The following is a 16,294-nucleotide window of genomic DNA, read 5'->3' as shown; positions in this document are numbered from 1 at the left end:
ATTTCTAAATTAAAAAGGTATTTTTCTGTTATGACCTATGCACTGGAAATATCACAATTAACCAAGCAGTATGCGGGAGGCGTGCAGGCTTTACGGGGAATCGACCTGAAAGTCAGTGCCGGCGATTTTTACGCCCTGCTGGGTCCGAACGGCGCGGGAAAATCCACCACTATCGGCATTATCAGCTCGCTGGTGAATAAAACCGGCGGAAAAGTCTCCGTGTTCGGTTATGACATCGATACCGACCTGGTTTTAGCCAAACGTCAGCTCGGCCTGGTACCGCAGGAGTTTAACTTTAACCCGTTTGAGACGGTACTGCAGATCGTTTTACAGCAGGCCGGCTATTACGGGGTGCCGCACAAACTGGCGCAGGAGCGTGCGAAAACGTATCTGACGCAGCTGGATTTGTGGGAGAAACGTGATGAGCGCGCGATGCGTCTGTCCGGCGGGATGAAGCGCCGTCTGATGATTGCCCGTGCTCTGATGCATCAGCCGAAATTGCTGATCCTCGATGAACCGACAGCCGGGGTGGATATCGAACTGCGCCGCTCGATGTGGGGATTTCTCAAAACCCTTAATGCACAGGGCACCACGATTATTCTCACCACGCATTATCTCGAGGAAGCGGAAATGCTGTGCCGTAATATCGGGATTATCCAGCACGGTGAGCTGGTGGAAAATACCAGTATGAAAGAGCTGCTCGGCAAACTGGAATCTGAAACCTTTATCCTCGATCTGGGATCGAAAAATCCGCTGCCGCAGCTTGAGGGCTATGCTTTCCGGCTGACCGACACCTCAACGCTGGAGGTGGATGTCCGTCGCGGACAGGGGCTGAACGGTGTTTTTGCCCAGCTGAATGCGCAGGGTATTGATATCCTCAGTATGCGTAACAAAGCGAACCGGCTGGAGGAGTTATTTGTGCATCTGGTGAATCATGATTTGGAGGCTGCGAAATGATGTCGCTGTACTGGGTGGCGCTGAAAACAATCTGGCGCAAAGAAATCACCCGTTTTATGCGGATTTGGGTTCAGACACTGATCCCCCCGGTGATCACCATGTCACTCTATTTTATTATTTTCGGCAATCTTATCGGTAACCGGATTGGTGAAATGGGCGGTGTCGGTTACATGCAGTTTATCGTACCCGGCCTGATTATGATGTCAGTGATTACTAACTCCTATGCCAACGTATCCTCATCGTTTTTCGGGGCAAAATTCCAGAAAAGCATTGAGGAACTGCTGGTGGCACCGGTGCCGACGCACGTGATTATTGCCGGTTTTGTCGGCGGCGGGGTGGCGCGCGGTGTGCTGGTCGGAATTTTAGTCACGCTGGTGTCGCTGTTCTTTGTGCCGTTACAGATCCACTCCTGGTTTATGATCATCACAACCCTGCTGATGACATCCGTTCTGTTCTCGCTGGCAGGGCTGCTTAACGCGCTGTTTGCGAAAAGCTTTGATGATATCAGCATAATCCCGACGTTCGTCCTGACGCCGCTGACCTATCTTGGCGGGGTGTTTTATTCGCTGACACTGCTACCGGCATTCTGGCAGGGGGTGTCCAAACTGAACCCGATTGTCTATATGATCAGCGGATTCCGTTATGGTTTCCTCGGTATCAGTGATGTCTCTCTGACCACCACTCTCGGGGTACTGAGCCTGTTTATTGCGGCGTTCTACCTGCTGACCTGGCGTCTGATTGAAAAAGGACGCGGCCTGAGAACCTGATCCGGTATTCTGATAATCAGCCCGGCACATTGTTGCCGGGCTTTTTGTATCTGTCCTTATTATTTTCTTGCGCTATGTAATTATTTTTCCTCGGTTTATCCCTGATTAATACAGACCTTCTCCCGTTCCCTCCGGTGCCAAAGCCAAATCACAGAATTAGTATGCGTTTATTCCTTACCAAATAGATTAATTAAATTAATGTGTCTATCGTGTGCGGGCTGGTGAATTCCGGCGGTTAACTGATGTTTAAGGATAAATTTCATTCTGTTTTATTATTACATACGGAGATATTTTTATGAGTATCGCTGCATACGGCACAGAAGACGGGTGGACGCTTATCGATGAGGTATTGAGCAGTCCGGGGCGGGGAGGCGGGCGCCTGATTAATAACAAAATCTCATATGATGCCTTTGAGGCCGGAAACTATATTGCCAGAACGAATACCGGCTGGAATGGTGCCGGGATTACCGGGCAGTCTGCTGAAGTGACTTATTCATTCCCGACGTGGGAAGGGATTTATTATAACGCGGCAGGAAATACCGGTTTACGGGGATTCAACGAGTATCAGAAAGACCAGGCACGCTTATCATTACAGTCCTGGGCAGATGTGGCAAACATTACATTTACTGAAGTCGAGGCCGGAAGAGGGGAGATTTACACCAATATCACTTTCGGGTATATCAGTGATAAATATACACAGGCATATGCCTGGCTGCCGCACACCACAGATAACTATGGCCGGCCATACACAGATGCCCGCGGCTTTGATGTTTCCGGTCAGTCCTGGTACAGCTCGGAGCCCGGAGCGCTGAACGTGACACCGGTGGCCGGAAACTACGGGCGTCTGACGTTTACTCATGAGATTGGTCATACCCTGGGATTAAATCATCCCGGCAATTATAACGCGGGTCAGGGCGTGCCTTCTTACAAAGACGCGGATTATGCGGAGGACACGCGCCAGTACAGTGTAATGAGCTACTGGAGTGAGAAAATCACCGGCGCGGATCATAAAGGCTATTACGCTTCCGCGCCGCTGCTGGATGATATTACCGCGATTCAGAAACTGTACGGTGCAAATTATCACACCCGTACCGGTGACACCGTTTATGGCTTTGATTCCAATACCGGGCGAGATTACTACTCTGCAAAAAGTACCTCAGATAAGCTTATTTTCACCGTCTGGGACGGCGGCGGAAATGACACCCTGAATTTCTCCCGTTATAAGCAGGATCAGAAAATTTCGCTGCGGGAAGGCGATTTTTCGGATGTCGGCGGCCTGACCGGAAATGTGTCAATCGCACATGGTGTGAAGATTGAAAATGCGTTTGGCGGGCGCGGAAATGATGTGATCATCGGCAACGACGAGAACAACATCCTGAAGGGCAACGGCGGGGATGATGTGCTGTACGGCGGAGCGGGACAGGATCAGCTCTGGGGCGGCACCGGGAGTGATATCTTTGTATTCTCGGCAGTGACGGATTCTCTGTATGACCGTCCGGATCATATCCGTGATTTCTCAACCGGTCTGGACATGATCGATTTACAGGGGCTGAATCAGAACCGTGACGGGGAAAAATTTATCTATTTCACCGATAAATTCAGCGGTGCGGCCGGTGAAGCGGTCGTGCAGTATGATGGCGGGCGGAATCTGACAGAGCTGCTGATTAATGTCAGCGGAAATCAGTGTCAGCCTGATTTTAAAGTGGATATCACCGGTATGGTGAATGTTCACACTGACTTTATCGTTTAACGCAGCAGGCGGGCGCGGCCGGTGCGGCGTCCGCAGCATTCAGGAAGTCACCATGCAAATCAGCAGACCCTCATTATTACTGTTTTCGCTGCTGTTATCAGGGCAGAGCACGGCAGTCAGTCAGAGAATTCCCGCCGCTGAAGAACTTCAGGGTAACTGGCAGTTCACGGAAGACGGGCAGACACAACCTGTCACGCTGACGAGTGTTCCCGATAAAACAGCGGAAGGATTTCAGCTGCATTTTCCGGGACAGCCGCAAATATCAGCCTGGCGTCCGGCACCGGACGGCATTGCTTTTGTGACATCAGACGGCACCACCCGTTATTTCTTTTCTGCCGAATCCCCCGGCCGTTACCGTGCGGAAATCTGGCATGAAAAGGGTGCATATCTTCTGAAAGAGTAACGGTTCTCTTTATTCTATGACAAATCATCTTACATCCCGGCGGGTATGCCGGGCGGAGTCCCTGTGTATGCTTTCCGGGAAAACCAGAAATGACATTACGGCATTTATTGCCGCCCGAAAATCCCTGTTTATCTCACTCGCATTATTCAGTGCGCTGATTAATCTGCTGATGCTGGTGCCGTCTGTGTATATGTTGCAGGTGTACGACCGTGTTTTGCCCTCGGGCAATGAAATGACACTGCTGATGCTGACACTGATGATGGCCGGATTGCTGGCACTGACCGGCGGTCTGGATTATCTGCGTAATATGCTGGTGATCCGCATGAGCAACCAGTTTGATCTGGCACTGAATACGCGCGTCTATGATTCGGCATTTCAGGCAAAACTGCACAGTACTGCGGGCCATCTGCCGCAGCAGGCACAGAGCGACCTGATGATCCTGCGCCGGTTTATAACCGGTAACGGTATCTTTGCCTTTCTCGATCTGCCCTGGTTCCCGCTTTATCTGCTGGTGATCGCGCTGTTTAATCCGTGGCTGGGCGTATTTGCCTGCGGCGGCGCAGCGGTGCTGATAGCGCTTGCACTGCTTAATGAACGGCTTTCCGGGCCGCCGCTGACCGCCGCGAACCGCTTGTCTGCCGCTGCACAGGGTATGCAGAGCAGCCATCTTGCCCATCCGGAGCCCGCAGAGGCGATGGGGATGCAGCAGCATCTGCGTCAGCGCTGGCTGAACCGCCACTGCGGCAGTTTGCATGAGCAGACGCGGGCCAGTGATTATTCAGCAAAAATTATGGCAATCACCAAAACCGTCCGCCTGATCCTGCAATCCCTGATGCTGGGGCTGGGCGGCTGGCTGGCGCTGGATAATACCATTTCACCGGGTATGATGATCGCCGGGTCGATTCTGCTGGGACGGGCGCTGTCGCCGGTTGAGCAGGTCACCGGAGTGTGGAAAAGCGCGAAAGAGGGCAGACTGGCGTATCAGCGGCTCGCGGCACTGCTGGCGGCTCATCCGCAGCCGCCTCAGAAGCTGGCACTGCCGCATCCGGCAGGGAATTTGTCTGTTTCCGTGATGCAGGCGGGTTATCCGGGCTGTGACGTACCGCTGTTACACAATCTGCATTTCAGCCTCGGACCGGGAGACGTGCTGGGGATTATCGGCCCGTCCGGAGCCGGGAAATCCGCGCTGGCTAAATTACTCGCCGGGTTGTGGCCTGCCGGGCGGGGAGCTGTCCGGCTCGACGGGGCAGATCTCTGTCAGCAGGATAAAGCCGTATCCGGGCAGTATATCGGTTATCTTCCCCAGGAAGTTGCGCTTTTTCCCGGCACAATCGCTGATAATATCGCCCGTTTTGACCCGGATGCGGACCCGGAAAGTATTATCCGTGCGGCACAACTGGCACAGGTACATGAATTGATCCTGCAACTGCCGCAGGGATATGAAACCCTGACCGGCGCAGACGGCACCGGGCTTTCCGGTGGCCAGCGTCAGCGGATCGCGCTGGCACGGGCGCTGTACGGCTCACCGGCACTGATCATCCTCGATGAACCCAATGCCGCCCTGGATGATGCCGGGCTGAATGCGCTGATATCTGCTGTTAATACACTGAAAGCACAGAAAAAAACAATCGTTCTGATTACTCACCATAAACCACTGCTGTCGGTGACAGACAAACTGCTGCTGTTATCCGGCGGACGGATGCAGCTTTTTGGCCCCACAGAGAAGGTCATTGAAACACTTAATCATCAGGCGGGTAAAAATAATGATAACTAAATTGCTTTCAGCGGAGCCGGGGGTAAAAACAGACACACGCGGATATCAGCGGGCAGGATGTTTTGTTATTGCCGCCGGTCTTGCCGGTTTTTTGTTGTGGGCGGGATTTGCACCGCTGGATCAGGGTGTTGCCGCCTCAGGAACCGTTGTGGTTGCCGGTAATATCAAACAGGTGCAGTCCCCGGCGGATGGTGTGATTGCTGATATTTATGTACAGAATGGTCAGCGGGCGGAGAAAGATCAGGTGCTGGTGCGGCTGCGTCCGGTGCAGGCTCTGGCGCAGGCGGAGTCACTGGCCGGGCAGCTCGACAGCACGCTGCTGATACAGCGGCGGCTGGAGGCCGAACTGCGCGGTGAACAGGCATTTACACCGGCGGCGGAAGACATATTTTATGCACCGCCTGACTATCAGCAGGCACAATTGCAGGCACAGAATGCACTGCTGGCTGACCGGCGGCTTGAGCTGGAGAGTGACATTCAGGCCCGTCAGGTTGTGATTGACGGGCTGACGCGGCGGCTTATTACCCTGCGGGAGATTATCCGCAGCACCATTCAGCAGTCAGACAGCCTGACAGCACAGGCTGCAAATCTGAAATCGCTGGCTGATGAGGGATATCTGCCGCGCCACCGCTACCAGGAAATCGTGCGGGAAAGCGCGGCACTGCGCAATCAGGCGGATGATACCCGGATACAGATAAGCCGTGCGGAAGAAGAGAAAGCCGCTCAGTCAGAACAGATCACACAGCGGCGGGCTGCTTTTCACAGCGGGATCCGCGAGGAGTTATCGCGTCTGTCAGTGCAGCGCAGTGAGCTGAAAAAACAGCAGGTTATTGAGAATGACCGGCTGGATCAGCATGTCATCACCGCACCGGTGACCGGCACTATTATGGATGTATCGGTGTTTACGGCCGGTGGTGTGGTGCGGGCAGGGGAAAAACTGATGTCCGTGGTGCCGGAACAGCAGACGCTGATTATTGAAGGCAAATTATCACCGCAGTGGATAGATAAAGTGGCTCCCGGTCAGACCGCCGATCTGTTGTTTACCGCGTTTAATCAGAACCTGACACCCAAACTACGCGGCGAACTGACGATGATCTCCGCCGATCGTCTGACAAATCCGGCAACCGGTGAGCCTTATTATCAGATTCAGATCGCGGTGCCGGAAACGGCCGCCGCTCAGGTGATCAAACCCGGGATGCCCGCTGAGATTTTTATCCGCACCGGGGAGCGATCTCTGCTCAGCTATCTGTTTAAGCCGGTGACTGACAGGCTTTTTTTCGCGCTGACAGAGGAGTGACGGGTATGTATCCTGCAAATATTTTTTGCGCGGCGCTGTTGTGTTTGCTGTCCGCCGCTGTGCAGGCGGTGACATTATCAGAACTTCGTCAGCCTGCGCTGGAAAACGATCTCTCATTTCGTGCGGCAGGTAAGGCCTATGAGGCGGAACAGGCGGAGGCTGACGCCGGGAAATCACACCTTCTGCCCTCAGCCGGACTGAGTTATCAGAGTACGCCGTATAACCGGCTGACACAGCGGGCACCGGTGACGGATCAGCGGCGTTACCGCAGCCACTCTCTCAATCTGGTCGTCACGCAGCCGCTGCTGGATTACACCGCATATCATCAGTACCGGGCGGCACAGATACGCGGTACAGCCGCAGAAAGCGGATTGCAGATACAGCAGGCAGCGCTGATGAACCGGCTGGTATCGGCCTATCTGAATCTGGCCTGTGCCCTGGAAATACAGAAAACAGACCGGCTCCGGCTGGCGCTGGACAACTCGCAGCTGACCGCCGCACAGCGTCTTTTAAAGCTCGGGGAAGGAACGATGACAGAGGTGGAATCAGCCCGGGCCCGTCTGCGTCAGCGTCAGGCTCAACTTGCTGAAACAGAGGCGGAAAGCCTGAATGCGCTGCTCACCTTATCGGATCTCACCGGCCTTCCGCAGTTGCGGATGCAGGATGTTCCGGTACTGAAACCGGGGGCGTTCCGGCTGCCGCAACTGAAGGAAGCGGATTATGCCGCGCTGGAGCGGCAGATGCTGACAGTACATCCGGAAATCAAAGCGGCACAACATGAAACCGCACTGGCCAAAGCCGCGGCAGAGGTGCAGCGCGGGGCATTTATGCCGTCAGCACAGATCTTTGCGGCCTGGTCCGATACTCAGTCAGACAGCAGTGACACGGTGGGGCAGCGTTACAGGAATCTCAGTGCCGGGTTTCATCTTTCGGTTCCGCTGTTCAGCGGCGGAAAGGATATGGCAGGGATGCGGAAAGCATCTGCTCAGATTCAGCAGTCACAGTATGATCAGGATGCGCTGGTGCAGACACGCCTGCGTGATCTGAGGCGTCAGTATCAGGTATTCCGTCACAGCGGTGTCCAGCTGGCGGCGCTGGAGCAGGCTGCTGCTGCTGCCGGGCTGTTGGTAACCGCAGCGGAAAAAGGGTATTCAGCGGGACAGAAAAGTCAGCAGGATGTGGCAAATGCCCGGGAGCAGTATTATCAGGCGGAACCAGGCCAAAAGCCCGCTATGACGGGCTTTTGGCCTGGTTCCGGCTGCATCATTACAGCAGCACGCCGGAAACCGGGCTTTTCAGGCAGATTGAACGCTATTTACAGTGACGGAGTCGATGTATCACTGTCTGCCGGGTTCGGCATATTGACGTGCAGGCAGTCGATCAGGCGGATATTCCCCAGCCAGGCGGAAGCCAGGATCACAGCCTGTCCGCTGTTGACCCGCACAGCCTCCAGATCATCAGCATCACAGATCTCCAGGCTGATATCACGGAATCCGGCACGGCTCAGATCATCACGTGCATTATCCAGACTTTCGGCAATGGCGCTCGGGCGTTCACGGATCATATCTGCCAGAGTCTGCATCACCTGATACAGGCGCGGTGCTGCCTCTTTCTCTTCTTTGCCCAGCAGGGAATTACAGGAACTGAGTGCCAGCCCGGTTTTTTCCCTGACGGTCGGGATCGCGGCCAGCGCAATGTCATAATTCAGATCACGGATCAGACGGCGGACTGTCAGGAAACGCGGATGGTCATTGGTGCCGAAGAAAACAATATCCGGCTGAACCAGGTTGAACAGTTTGCACATCACGGTGGCGATTCCGCGCAGGCGGGTTCGCTGATGAGGTTCATCACACTGACTGACCAGCGGCGGCACAATCACCTGAGTCTGGTGAGTGAATCCGTGAGGATAGACATCACTGACCGCCGGTGCATACACCAGATCCACCTGAGCTTTGCTCAGTTTTTCGCAGTCTGCCTGGAGTGTGCGCGGGTAACGCTGCAAATCATCTTCCCGCGGGAACTGAAGCGGGTTAACAAAAACAGACACCACGACAATATCCGCCTGTGCGCGGGCTTCTTTTACCAGTGCCAGGTGGCCTTCGTGCAGGTTTCCCATTGTCGGGATAAACGCAACACGTTTGCCGTCAGTCCGCAGACGGGCAATCTCTTTGCGCAGGATCAGCGCAGTTTCAATAATCCGCATCAGTGTCTCCTTTTGTCTGTCTGTTGAGCAGAGCGTTCAGCGTACCGGCTCTGATGATGACCAGAGGCCAAGTCCGTTTTCCGGGGTACGGGCAACAACCGCTGCCAGTGATTCGCCGTCCGGCAGTATCAGCCCGGGGGCGATTTCTGCCAGCGGATACAGCATAAATTCACGCACTTTCAGGCCGTAATGCGGCACCGTCAGCCGCGCGTCACTGATGACCTTATCACCAAACAGCATGATATCTAAGTCTAATGTGCGGGGACCCCAGCGCTCATCTTTGCGGACACGGCCGTGAGCCAGTTCAATGGCCTGGGTGGCGTCGAGCAGCTGGTGCGGTGTCAGATCGGTTTCCAGCAGAGCAGCCGCATTGAGATAATCAGGTTGTCCTGCGGGTCCCATCGGTGCCGTACGGTAAAAAGAAGAGTGGCGCACCAGGCGGCTTTGCGGGATCGTATCCAGCGCTGCAATCGCCCGGTTTACCTGATCCAGAGGATCGGCAAGATTACTGCCGATCGCAATATAGACCGGAATCATGATTCGCTGTTTCCGTTACCCTGACGGGCACGCGGATGGCGGCGGCGCGGACGCGGACGGCGTTTGACCGGATCACTGCCCAGTTCGCTTACCATCGAGCGCTGCTGCGGGGCATTCGCCAGCTGGAAATCAGCCCACCAGTGAGCCAGCTCCTGCAATTCATGACGTCCTTCCACATTGGCCCGCAGTTCCAGCAGATCAAAGGCGGCGCGGAATTTCTGATTTTCCATCAGACGGACAGCGCGTTTGCCCTGACGGCGCGGCAGACGTAACTGTAACTGCCAGATATCACGCATGGTGGTGGTCAGGCGCTTCGGAATGGCAATTGCGCGGCACTGTTCATCCAGGATGTCATTAATGGCGATAGCGAAGGCTTCGTAATAGGCCAGTCCGCTCTCCTGAGTTACTTTTTCCGCATGTTCACACAGCGGATACCACAGCATCACGGCAAACAGGAAAGCCGGATTGACGCGCTGATCGTTATGAATACGGTAGTCGGTATTTTTCAGTACCTGATCCACGATACGGGACAGCGGGGTGTCCGGGTTCTCTTTCAGCGGTCCGGCAACCAGCGGGAACAGCATATCCAGCAGATCGTATTCACGTAATAATTCAAAGGTACGGTGTCCGTCACCGGCCTGTAATAACTTGAGGACTTCCTCGAACAGACGTGCAGGCGGAATATCGCGCAGCAGTGTGCTCATCGTACGGATAGGCGCGGCCGTTTTCGGCTCGATGGTCATATCCAGCTTGGCGGCAAAACGGATAGCGCGCAGCATACGCACCGGGTCTTCCCGGTAACGGGTTTCCGGATCACCAATCAGGCGGATAATCCGCTGCTGTAAATCCGCGAGCCCGCCGACATAATCGCGGACAGTAAAATCAGCCACACTGTAATAGAGGCTGTTAATGGTGAAATCGCGGCGGACAGCATCTTCTTCGATGGTGCCGAAAATATTATCACGCAGCAGCATGCCGTTTTTGCCCTGCTGAGAGCGGGCTTTGCCGTCATCAGCCGGTTCGTTATTGTCATGCGGACCACGGAAGGTTGCGACCTCGATAATATCCGGTCCGAACATAATGTGTGCCAGACGGAAACGGCGGCCGACCAGGCGGCAGTTGCGGAATAATTTTCTCACTTCATCCGGCGTGGCATTGGTCGCGATATCGAAATCTTTGGGTTTGCGTTCCAGCAGCAAATCACGGACACCGCCGCCGACCAGGTAAGCATCGAAACCGGATTTATTCAGGCGGTACAGGACCTTCAGCGCATTTTCGCTGATATCCTGGCGGGAAATAGAGTGACTGTTGCGGGGAATTACCGTTGCGCTGACTGTCCCGCTGTTATCCATATGTTTTGCCGGTTTTTTGCGTTTAGCGGCAGGACGCGCGGGGGAAGCTTCACGGGGTGACGGATTCCGCTGCGTATGGTCAGCATCCGGGGCCGGCCTTTCACTGGCAGCCTCTGTGCAATCTGCTTTATTCTCGCGGGAAATCAGACTGCGACAGAACTTTGCGACTCGGTTTAAAATGGTACACCTCTGTATAACAATTAAATGATCTAAAAAATAAGCGACTAATAATATCGTACACTTGGTTTTTTGAGAATGCCTTACCCGGGATATTGCGGAATTATTCCCGGTCTGTCACCACATCATCACGTGGCACGGCGCTAATATCCCAGTTCTGCACACTGTATGCCAGCAGTTCAGTCAGAGAAAGAGACTGCGGATCTGTCTCCGGCAGCGGCTGCCGGAGCACCTGCAACGCCTGCCATAACAGCGGGCGCGGATCACTGAGCGGCACCGGGGTGGCATGATTTTGCTTGGAGAGTTTACGCGCCGCCGGGCTCAGCATCAACGGCAAATGCAGATAATGCGGCTCAGGCAGCCCGAGCTGTCGGTATAATGAGAGCTGATGTGAGGTGGGATACAGTAAATCCGCGCCCCTGACCACCTCGGTCACACCCTGATAATCATCATCAAGTACCACCACCAGGTTATAGGCAAACAGCTTATCTTTGCGGAAGATAATGATATCTTCCTCTGCCGTCGCGTTATCCGTAAACACATTTCCGCGCAAACCATCGGTAAAATGGTACACCGGATGGGTTCTTCTCAGCCGCAGCGCCGCATTATCCGGCGGCAGCCCGCGCTGACGGCAGGTACCGGGGTAGTGGCCGCCGCTGTCGTGGATATCATGCCGTGTGCAGGTACAGTAATAGCACAGTCCTGTTGCTTTCAGCTGTTCAATCACATCACGGTAAGCGTCATGGCGGCGCGACTGATACAGCACATCGCCGTCCCAGTGCAGACCGTAGTGATCAAGAATACGCAGAATAGCATCCGCAGCACCCGGGACTTCGCGGGGCGGGTCAATATCATCAATACGGAGAAGCCAGCGTCCGCCGAGATGACGGGCCTGAAGATAACTCCCCAGTGCGGTGACCAGAGAGCCGAAATGAAGCGCACCGGAGGGAGAGGGTGCGAAGCGGCCGGTATAACCGGGCGCTGAGCCGGCAGAATATTCCATCATCTGAAGAGGCAGAAAAACGGACGGCGCTGTTAAAGCGCCGTCTGTGGTGAACCTGTCAGCCCGCCATCTGCTTTTCGCGGATTTCAGCGAGTGTCTTACAGTCGATACATAAATCTGCGGTCGGACGCGCCTCTAAACGGCGGATACCGATTTCGACCCCGCAGGACTCACAAAAACCAAAATCGTCGTCCTCAACCTTTTTGAGGGTTTTTTCGATCTTTTTGATCAGTTTGCGCTCGCGGTCACGGTTACGAAGTTCCAGGCTGAATTCTTCTTCCTGAGCGGCACGGTCAACCGGGTCCGGGAAGTTAGCGGCTTCATCCTGCATGTGCGTGACAGTGCGGTTTACTTCATCCCTGAGTTGGTTGCGCCATGCTTCAAGTATCAGCTTGAAATGGGCCAACTGGGCTTCGTTCATGTATTCTTCGCCTGCCTTCTCGTGATACGGCTCCACGCCGGCAATGGCAAGAATGCTCAGGGACGAGGTTTTACGTTTTTGCCCTTCTTGCATAATGCTTCTCCTACACACGCATGTCTGACAATATCCCTTAGAGGGGAAAAATAGGCCGCTATAGATAGCAGATGATTATGGATAATGCAACCCTTGATCTCATTAGTTTTGTAAGGTGTGAAGAACCGCGTGTTTATTTACTCCGAAACTTACAAAACATCCTATTTATTATTAAAAAAATTGATATTCACCCCATGAATGAGAAGGGTATCTTTTCTCCGGCAGTGATGCCATCCGGTGTTATCCGCATTCTGTAGCAAATAATCTCTGTTCCGGATTGTGACGCCTTCTGCAAAAGTGATGAATATTTTTTATCAATGTGTGCTGCATCCGATACGGCCTCAATCCCTGAATGCAGTACAGCAAAAAACAGAACAGCACGATTTCCCGCTTCAGCAATTGCTTGTAACTCACGTACGTGTTTTTGTCCACGTAAAGTTACGGTGTCGGGAAAATATCCGTGTCCGTTTTCCAGCAGCGTGACGGATTTCACCTCCGCATAGCAGGGCTTTTTCTCCGGGTCCGTCAGTAAAAAATCAATCCGGCTGTTTTCGCTGCCGTATCTTACTTCCTGCGTGAGCGTCTGATACCCGGCAAGTTCCGGGATTCGGTTCTGCGCAATGGCCTCTGCCACAAGCCGGTTTGCCTGCTGGGTATTCACGCAAATCAGATGCCCGGCCTGTGTTTGTGTCAGTTCCCAGCTGTACGGATACTTGCGTTTCGCATTAGCGGATTCGGAATACCAGACGGTATCACCCGGCGTGGCACAACCCGTCATCGCACCGGTATTGGCACAATGAATAGTAATTGTGCGGCCGTCCTGCGTGATAATATCCGCAAGAAAACGTTTATAACGCTGTACCAGTGTGCCCGCCTGTAACGGGGGATGAAATTCCATCACAACTCCTGTCAATGTGACTGCACTTTTCAGGGGGCGGCAATGCTACAATGTTGTGCGTCGAAAGTTAAGCAGATAATGATGAGGTTTTTGTGACATATTCCCCCGTTTGTAACATTTATCCGGCACTCAGTACGGCACTGAGAAGTGCCCCGCAGGTATTGTTACAGGCACCCACCGGCAGCGGAAAATCCACTGTTCTGCCGCTGCTGATGCTGAAAGATGCTTCTGTCACCGGGCGGATTATCATGCTGGAACCCCGTCGTATCGCGGCCCGCAGCGTGGCACACCGTCTGGCGTCACAGCTCGGCGAACGTCCGGGGGAAACGGTCGGTTACCGGATGCGCAGCGAAACCCGGGTCAGTGCCGCCACCCGGTTTGAAGTTGTTACTGAGGGAATTCTGGTCAGAATGTTACAGCATGATCCGGAATTATCCGAAGTAAGTATCATTATTCTGGATGAATTCCATGAACGTAATTTACAGGCCGACCTCGCCCTTGCCCTGTTGCTGGATGTGCAGTCCTCGCTGCGTGATGATCTGCGTCTGCTGGTGATGTCCGCGACCTTAGATAATGAACAACTGCTGTCTCTGCTGCCGCAGGCGGAAGTGATCACCGCAGAGGGGCGTGCGTTTCCGGTGGAGAGACGCTATCAGCCGCTCAGTACACATCAGCCTTTTATCAGTGAGGTGGCCCGTGCGGTGTTGCAGCTGTATCAGCAGGAGGAAGGTTCCGTGCTGGTATTTCTGCCGGGGCAGGCGGAAATCTGCCGGTTACAGGAACAACTGACCGGTAAAACTGATGCGGATACCCTTATCTGCCCGCTGTACGGCGCACTTTCCCTGAAAGAGCAGCAGCAGGCGATTGAACCGCCGCCGCCCGGTATGCGCAAAATCGTGCTGGCAACCAATATCGCCGAAACCAGTCTGACCATCGAAGGTGTGACACTGGTAGTGGACAGTTGTCTGGAGAAAACCGCACAGTTCGATCCGCGCAGCGGTCTGACCCGTCTGGTGCGCAGCCGTATCAGCCGCTCATCAATGACGCAGCGGGCAGGTCGGGCAGGACGTCTTGCCCCGGGGATCTGCCTGCACCTGTGCGGTCAGGCGGAAGCGGAACGTGCTGCTGCCCACAGTGAACCGGAAATCTGTCACAGTGACCTGGCCGGGCTGATGCTGAATCTGGCGCAGTGGGGTTGCCGCGAAGTATCTCAGCTCTCCTGGCTTGATACCCCGCCCGCCGTGGCGGTACAGGTGGCGAAAAAATTACTGACAGAAATGGGCTGTCTGCTGCCGCAGGGCGGACTGACCGCCAAAGGTGAGGCGATGGCGGCTTCCGGCACGGAACCGCGCCTCTCTGCATTGTGGCTGTACACACTTAATGAAGAACCGGCACAGATATATTACGCTGCCCGGCTGATTGCGGCACTGGAAGAACCCTCCCGCGAGGGAAGCGGTAATCTGCTGCATGATCTGACTCATCCCTCCGCCCGGTGGGATAAGCGGGCGCAACAGCTATTACAGGCCGCCGGTCTGCCGGTCAGAAAACCGGTACATGATCCGGACAGTGGCTGGCTGTGCCGTACCTTATTACAGGGCTTTCCGGACAGAATTGCCGGAAGCCGGGGACGCGGCGGCACCTTTCTGCTGGCAAACGGCACCGGCGCGGTCACGGATGAAAGCAGCCCGCTGGGCAATGAGCCGGGGCTTATCGCCCCGCTGATCCTGCAAAATGATCAGCAGGCTAATGCGCGGATACTGAAAGCCGTACCGTTTGCACTGTCACAACTGACAGAAATGGCACCGCATCTGCTGAAAACCGAAAATCGTCTTACCCGTGATGAAAACAAAGGCAGCTGGCAGGCATGGCAGGCGGTCACCTGCGGACAGCTGATTATTGAGCGCAAACCGCTGGCGGCACCGTCTGATGAGGTTGTCCGCGAAGCTCTGCTCAGCTGGGTCCGCGAACAGGGATTGTCTGTTCTGCCGTTCAGTGACGCCTGTGAGCAGTTACTTATCCGCCAGCAGCTGGCACACGATCTGTTTCCGGAACAGACACTGCCTGCCGCAGATAATGATACACTGCTCGCCACGCTTGAGACGTGGTTGTCGCCGTATCTGACCGGGGTGCGCAATCAGCAGCAACTGGCAAAGCTGGATCTGTACGGCGCGCTGCGTCAGCGGATGGACTGGTCACAGCAGCAATGGCTGGATGCACAGTTCCCGCGTCATTTTGAAGTACCCACCGGGACCCGGATACCTGTAGAATATGCCGCGGATAAACCGCCGGTGATGGCAGTCCGGATTCAGGAGATGTATGGTGTCCGTGAAACGCCGGTGGTGGCGCAGGGAAGACTGCCGGTGACGGTCAGTCTGCTCTCCCCCGCACACCGCCCGCTGCAGGTGACCGCTGACCTGAAAGCCTTCTGGGGCGGGAGTTACCGGGACGTACAGAAAGAGATGAAAGGGCGTTATCCCAAACATTTCTGGCCGGATGATCCGGCAAACGCGCTGCCGACAAAGCGTGTAAAAAAGTTTATGTAAATGCAAAGATAGCCTTTGTTTAACGGATTTTTACTGTGTCTGTTGCCGGAATCGGCGACAATAGCGACTGATGAAATAACCGCCTGTCCCGCCCGGCACATCACTGTGCGGCAGACAGA

At 54.6% G+C, this 16,294-nt stretch carries 13 protein-coding genes and 1 pseudogene; 8 read left to right on the top strand and 6 right to left on the bottom strand.

Going from position 1 to position 16,294, the window contains the following annotated elements; all coding sequences use genetic code 11:
- Positions 1–30: 30 nt before the first annotated feature.
- The 7 genes and pseudogenes from R5268_RS16440 to R5268_RS16410 all read left to right on the top strand — a co-directional run.
- Positions 31–957: an ABC transporter ATP-binding protein gene (locus R5268_RS16440; protein WP_046895096.1), complete on the top strand. Its 927-nt coding sequence runs from the start codon at positions 31–33 to the stop codon at positions 955–957.
- Entirely contained in the window at positions 954–1,724 is a 771-nt protein-coding gene (locus tag R5268_RS16435) for an ABC transporter permease (protein ID WP_046895097.1), read from the top strand. Before R5268_RS16440 ends, R5268_RS16435 begins: the two co-directional genes overlap by 4 nt.
- Positions 1,725–2,019: 295 nt before the next feature.
- Positions 2,020–3,474 (top strand): serralysin family metalloprotease, encoded by a 1,455-nt coding sequence (locus tag R5268_RS16430; protein WP_317419789.1) that lies wholly within the window; start codon positions 2,020–2,022, stop codon positions 3,472–3,474.
- Complete coding sequence (locus tag R5268_RS16425; RefSeq protein WP_218455088.1) at positions 3,449–3,877, top strand: AprI/Inh family metalloprotease inhibitor; 429 nt, start codon at positions 3,449–3,451, stop codon at positions 3,875–3,877. Before R5268_RS16430 ends, R5268_RS16425 begins: the two co-directional genes overlap by 26 nt.
- Positions 3,878–3,944: 67 nt before the next feature.
- Positions 3,945–5,651, top strand: a complete 1,707-nt coding sequence (locus R5268_RS16420) for a type I secretion system permease/ATPase (RefSeq protein ID WP_218455089.1) — start codon at positions 3,945–3,947, stop codon at positions 5,649–5,651.
- Entirely contained in the window at positions 5,641–6,948 is a 1,308-nt protein-coding gene (locus R5268_RS16415) for an HlyD family type I secretion periplasmic adaptor subunit (protein WP_317419787.1), read from the top strand. Before R5268_RS16420 ends, R5268_RS16415 begins: the two co-directional genes overlap by 11 nt.
- A 5-nt stretch (positions 6,949–6,953) precedes the next feature.
- Positions 6,954–8,102 (top strand): annotated as a pseudogene (locus tag R5268_RS16410) (TolC family protein); the annotation flags it as partial.
- A 161-nt stretch (positions 8,103–8,263) separates the two neighbouring features.
- Here the strand turns inward: R5268_RS16410 and panC are convergent.
- The 6 genes from panC to sfsA form a co-directional block, all read right to left on the bottom strand.
- Positions 8,264–9,151 (bottom strand): pantoate--beta-alanine ligase, encoded by an 888-nt coding sequence (gene panC, locus R5268_RS16405; protein WP_218455090.1) that lies wholly within the window; start codon positions 9,149–9,151, stop codon positions 8,264–8,266.
- Between the two features lie 36 nt (positions 9,152–9,187).
- On the bottom strand, positions 9,188–9,688 hold the full coding sequence (gene folK / locus R5268_RS16400; RefSeq protein WP_317419786.1) for a 2-amino-4-hydroxy-6-hydroxymethyldihydropteridine diphosphokinase: 501 nt from the start codon (positions 9,686–9,688) through the stop codon (positions 9,188–9,190).
- The gene (pcnB, locus tag R5268_RS16395; RefSeq protein ID WP_182107558.1) at positions 9,685–11,220 is read right to left on the bottom strand and encodes a polynucleotide adenylyltransferase PcnB; all 1,536 of its coding nucleotides are present in this window, start codon (positions 11,218–11,220) and stop codon (positions 9,685–9,687) included. Before pcnB ends, folK begins: the two co-directional genes overlap by 4 nt.
- 100 nt (positions 11,221–11,320) lie before the next feature.
- On the bottom strand, positions 11,321–12,223 hold the full coding sequence (gluQRS, locus tag R5268_RS16390; RefSeq protein ID WP_107680578.1) for a tRNA glutamyl-Q(34) synthetase GluQRS: 903 nt from the start codon (positions 12,221–12,223) through the stop codon (positions 11,321–11,323).
- 55 nt (positions 12,224–12,278) lie between these two features.
- Complete coding sequence (gene dksA / locus R5268_RS16385) at positions 12,279–12,734, bottom strand: RNA polymerase-binding protein DksA (RefSeq protein ID WP_004238923.1); 456 nt, start codon at positions 12,732–12,734, stop codon at positions 12,279–12,281.
- A gap of 187 nt (positions 12,735–12,921) precedes the next feature.
- On the bottom strand, positions 12,922–13,632 hold the full coding sequence (gene sfsA, locus R5268_RS16380) for a DNA/RNA nuclease SfsA (RefSeq protein WP_046895105.1): 711 nt from the start codon (positions 13,630–13,632) through the stop codon (positions 12,922–12,924).
- Between the two features lie 92 nt (positions 13,633–13,724).
- Here sfsA and hrpB point away from each other — a divergent pair, with 92 nt between their 5' ends.
- Complete coding sequence (gene hrpB, locus R5268_RS16375) at positions 13,725–16,175, top strand: ATP-dependent helicase HrpB (protein WP_317419785.1); 2,451 nt, start codon at positions 13,725–13,727, stop codon at positions 16,173–16,175.
- Positions 16,176–16,294 lie beyond the last annotated feature (119 nt).

Source organism: Morganella sp. BCCO 40_0007 (assembly GCF_032989665.1).
Classification (GTDB): domain Bacteria; phylum Pseudomonadota; class Gammaproteobacteria; order Enterobacterales; family Enterobacteriaceae; genus Morganella; species Morganella sibonii.
The sequence above is the reverse complement of the archived record's forward strand: the minus strand, read 5'-3'. Positions and strand labels throughout refer to the sequence as shown.

What these genes read in the sequence shown, in the direction of transcription:
- R5268_RS16440 (WP_046895096.1), top strand. Translation starts at nt 31, where the DNA reads ATGACCTATGCACTGGAAATATCACAATTAACCAAGCAGTATGCGGGA.
- R5268_RS16420 (WP_218455089.1), top strand. Translation starts at nt 3,945, where the DNA reads ATGCTTTCCGGGAAAACCAGAAATGACATTACGGCATTTATTGCCGCC.
- panC (WP_218455090.1), bottom strand. Translation starts at nt 9,151, where the DNA reads ATGCGGATTATTGAAACTGCGCTGATCCTGCGCAAAGAGATTGCCCGT.
- sfsA (WP_046895105.1), bottom strand. Translation starts at nt 13,632, where the DNA reads ATGGAATTTCATCCCCCGTTACAGGCGGGCACACTGGTACAGCGTTAT.
- dksA (WP_004238923.1), bottom strand. Translation starts at nt 12,734, where the DNA reads ATGCAAGAAGGGCAAAAACGTAAAACCTCGTCCCTGAGCATTCTTGCC.
- R5268_RS16415 (WP_317419787.1), top strand. Translation starts at nt 5,641, where the DNA reads ATGATAACTAAATTGCTTTCAGCGGAGCCGGGGGTAAAAACAGACACA.
- R5268_RS16435 (WP_046895097.1), top strand. Translation starts at nt 954, where the DNA reads ATGATGTCGCTGTACTGGGTGGCGCTGAAAACAATCTGGCGCAAAGAA.
- R5268_RS16425 (WP_218455088.1), top strand. Translation starts at nt 3,449, where the DNA reads ATGTTCACACTGACTTTATCGTTTAACGCAGCAGGCGGGCGCGGCCGG.
- R5268_RS16430 (WP_317419789.1), top strand. Translation starts at nt 2,020, where the DNA reads ATGAGTATCGCTGCATACGGCACAGAAGACGGGTGGACGCTTATCGAT.
- folK (WP_317419786.1), bottom strand. Translation starts at nt 9,688, where the DNA reads ATGATTCCGGTCTATATTGCGATCGGCAGTAATCTTGCCGATCCTCTG.
- gluQRS (WP_107680578.1), bottom strand. Translation starts at nt 12,223, where the DNA reads ATGATGGAATATTCTGCCGGCTCAGCGCCCGGTTATACCGGCCGCTTC.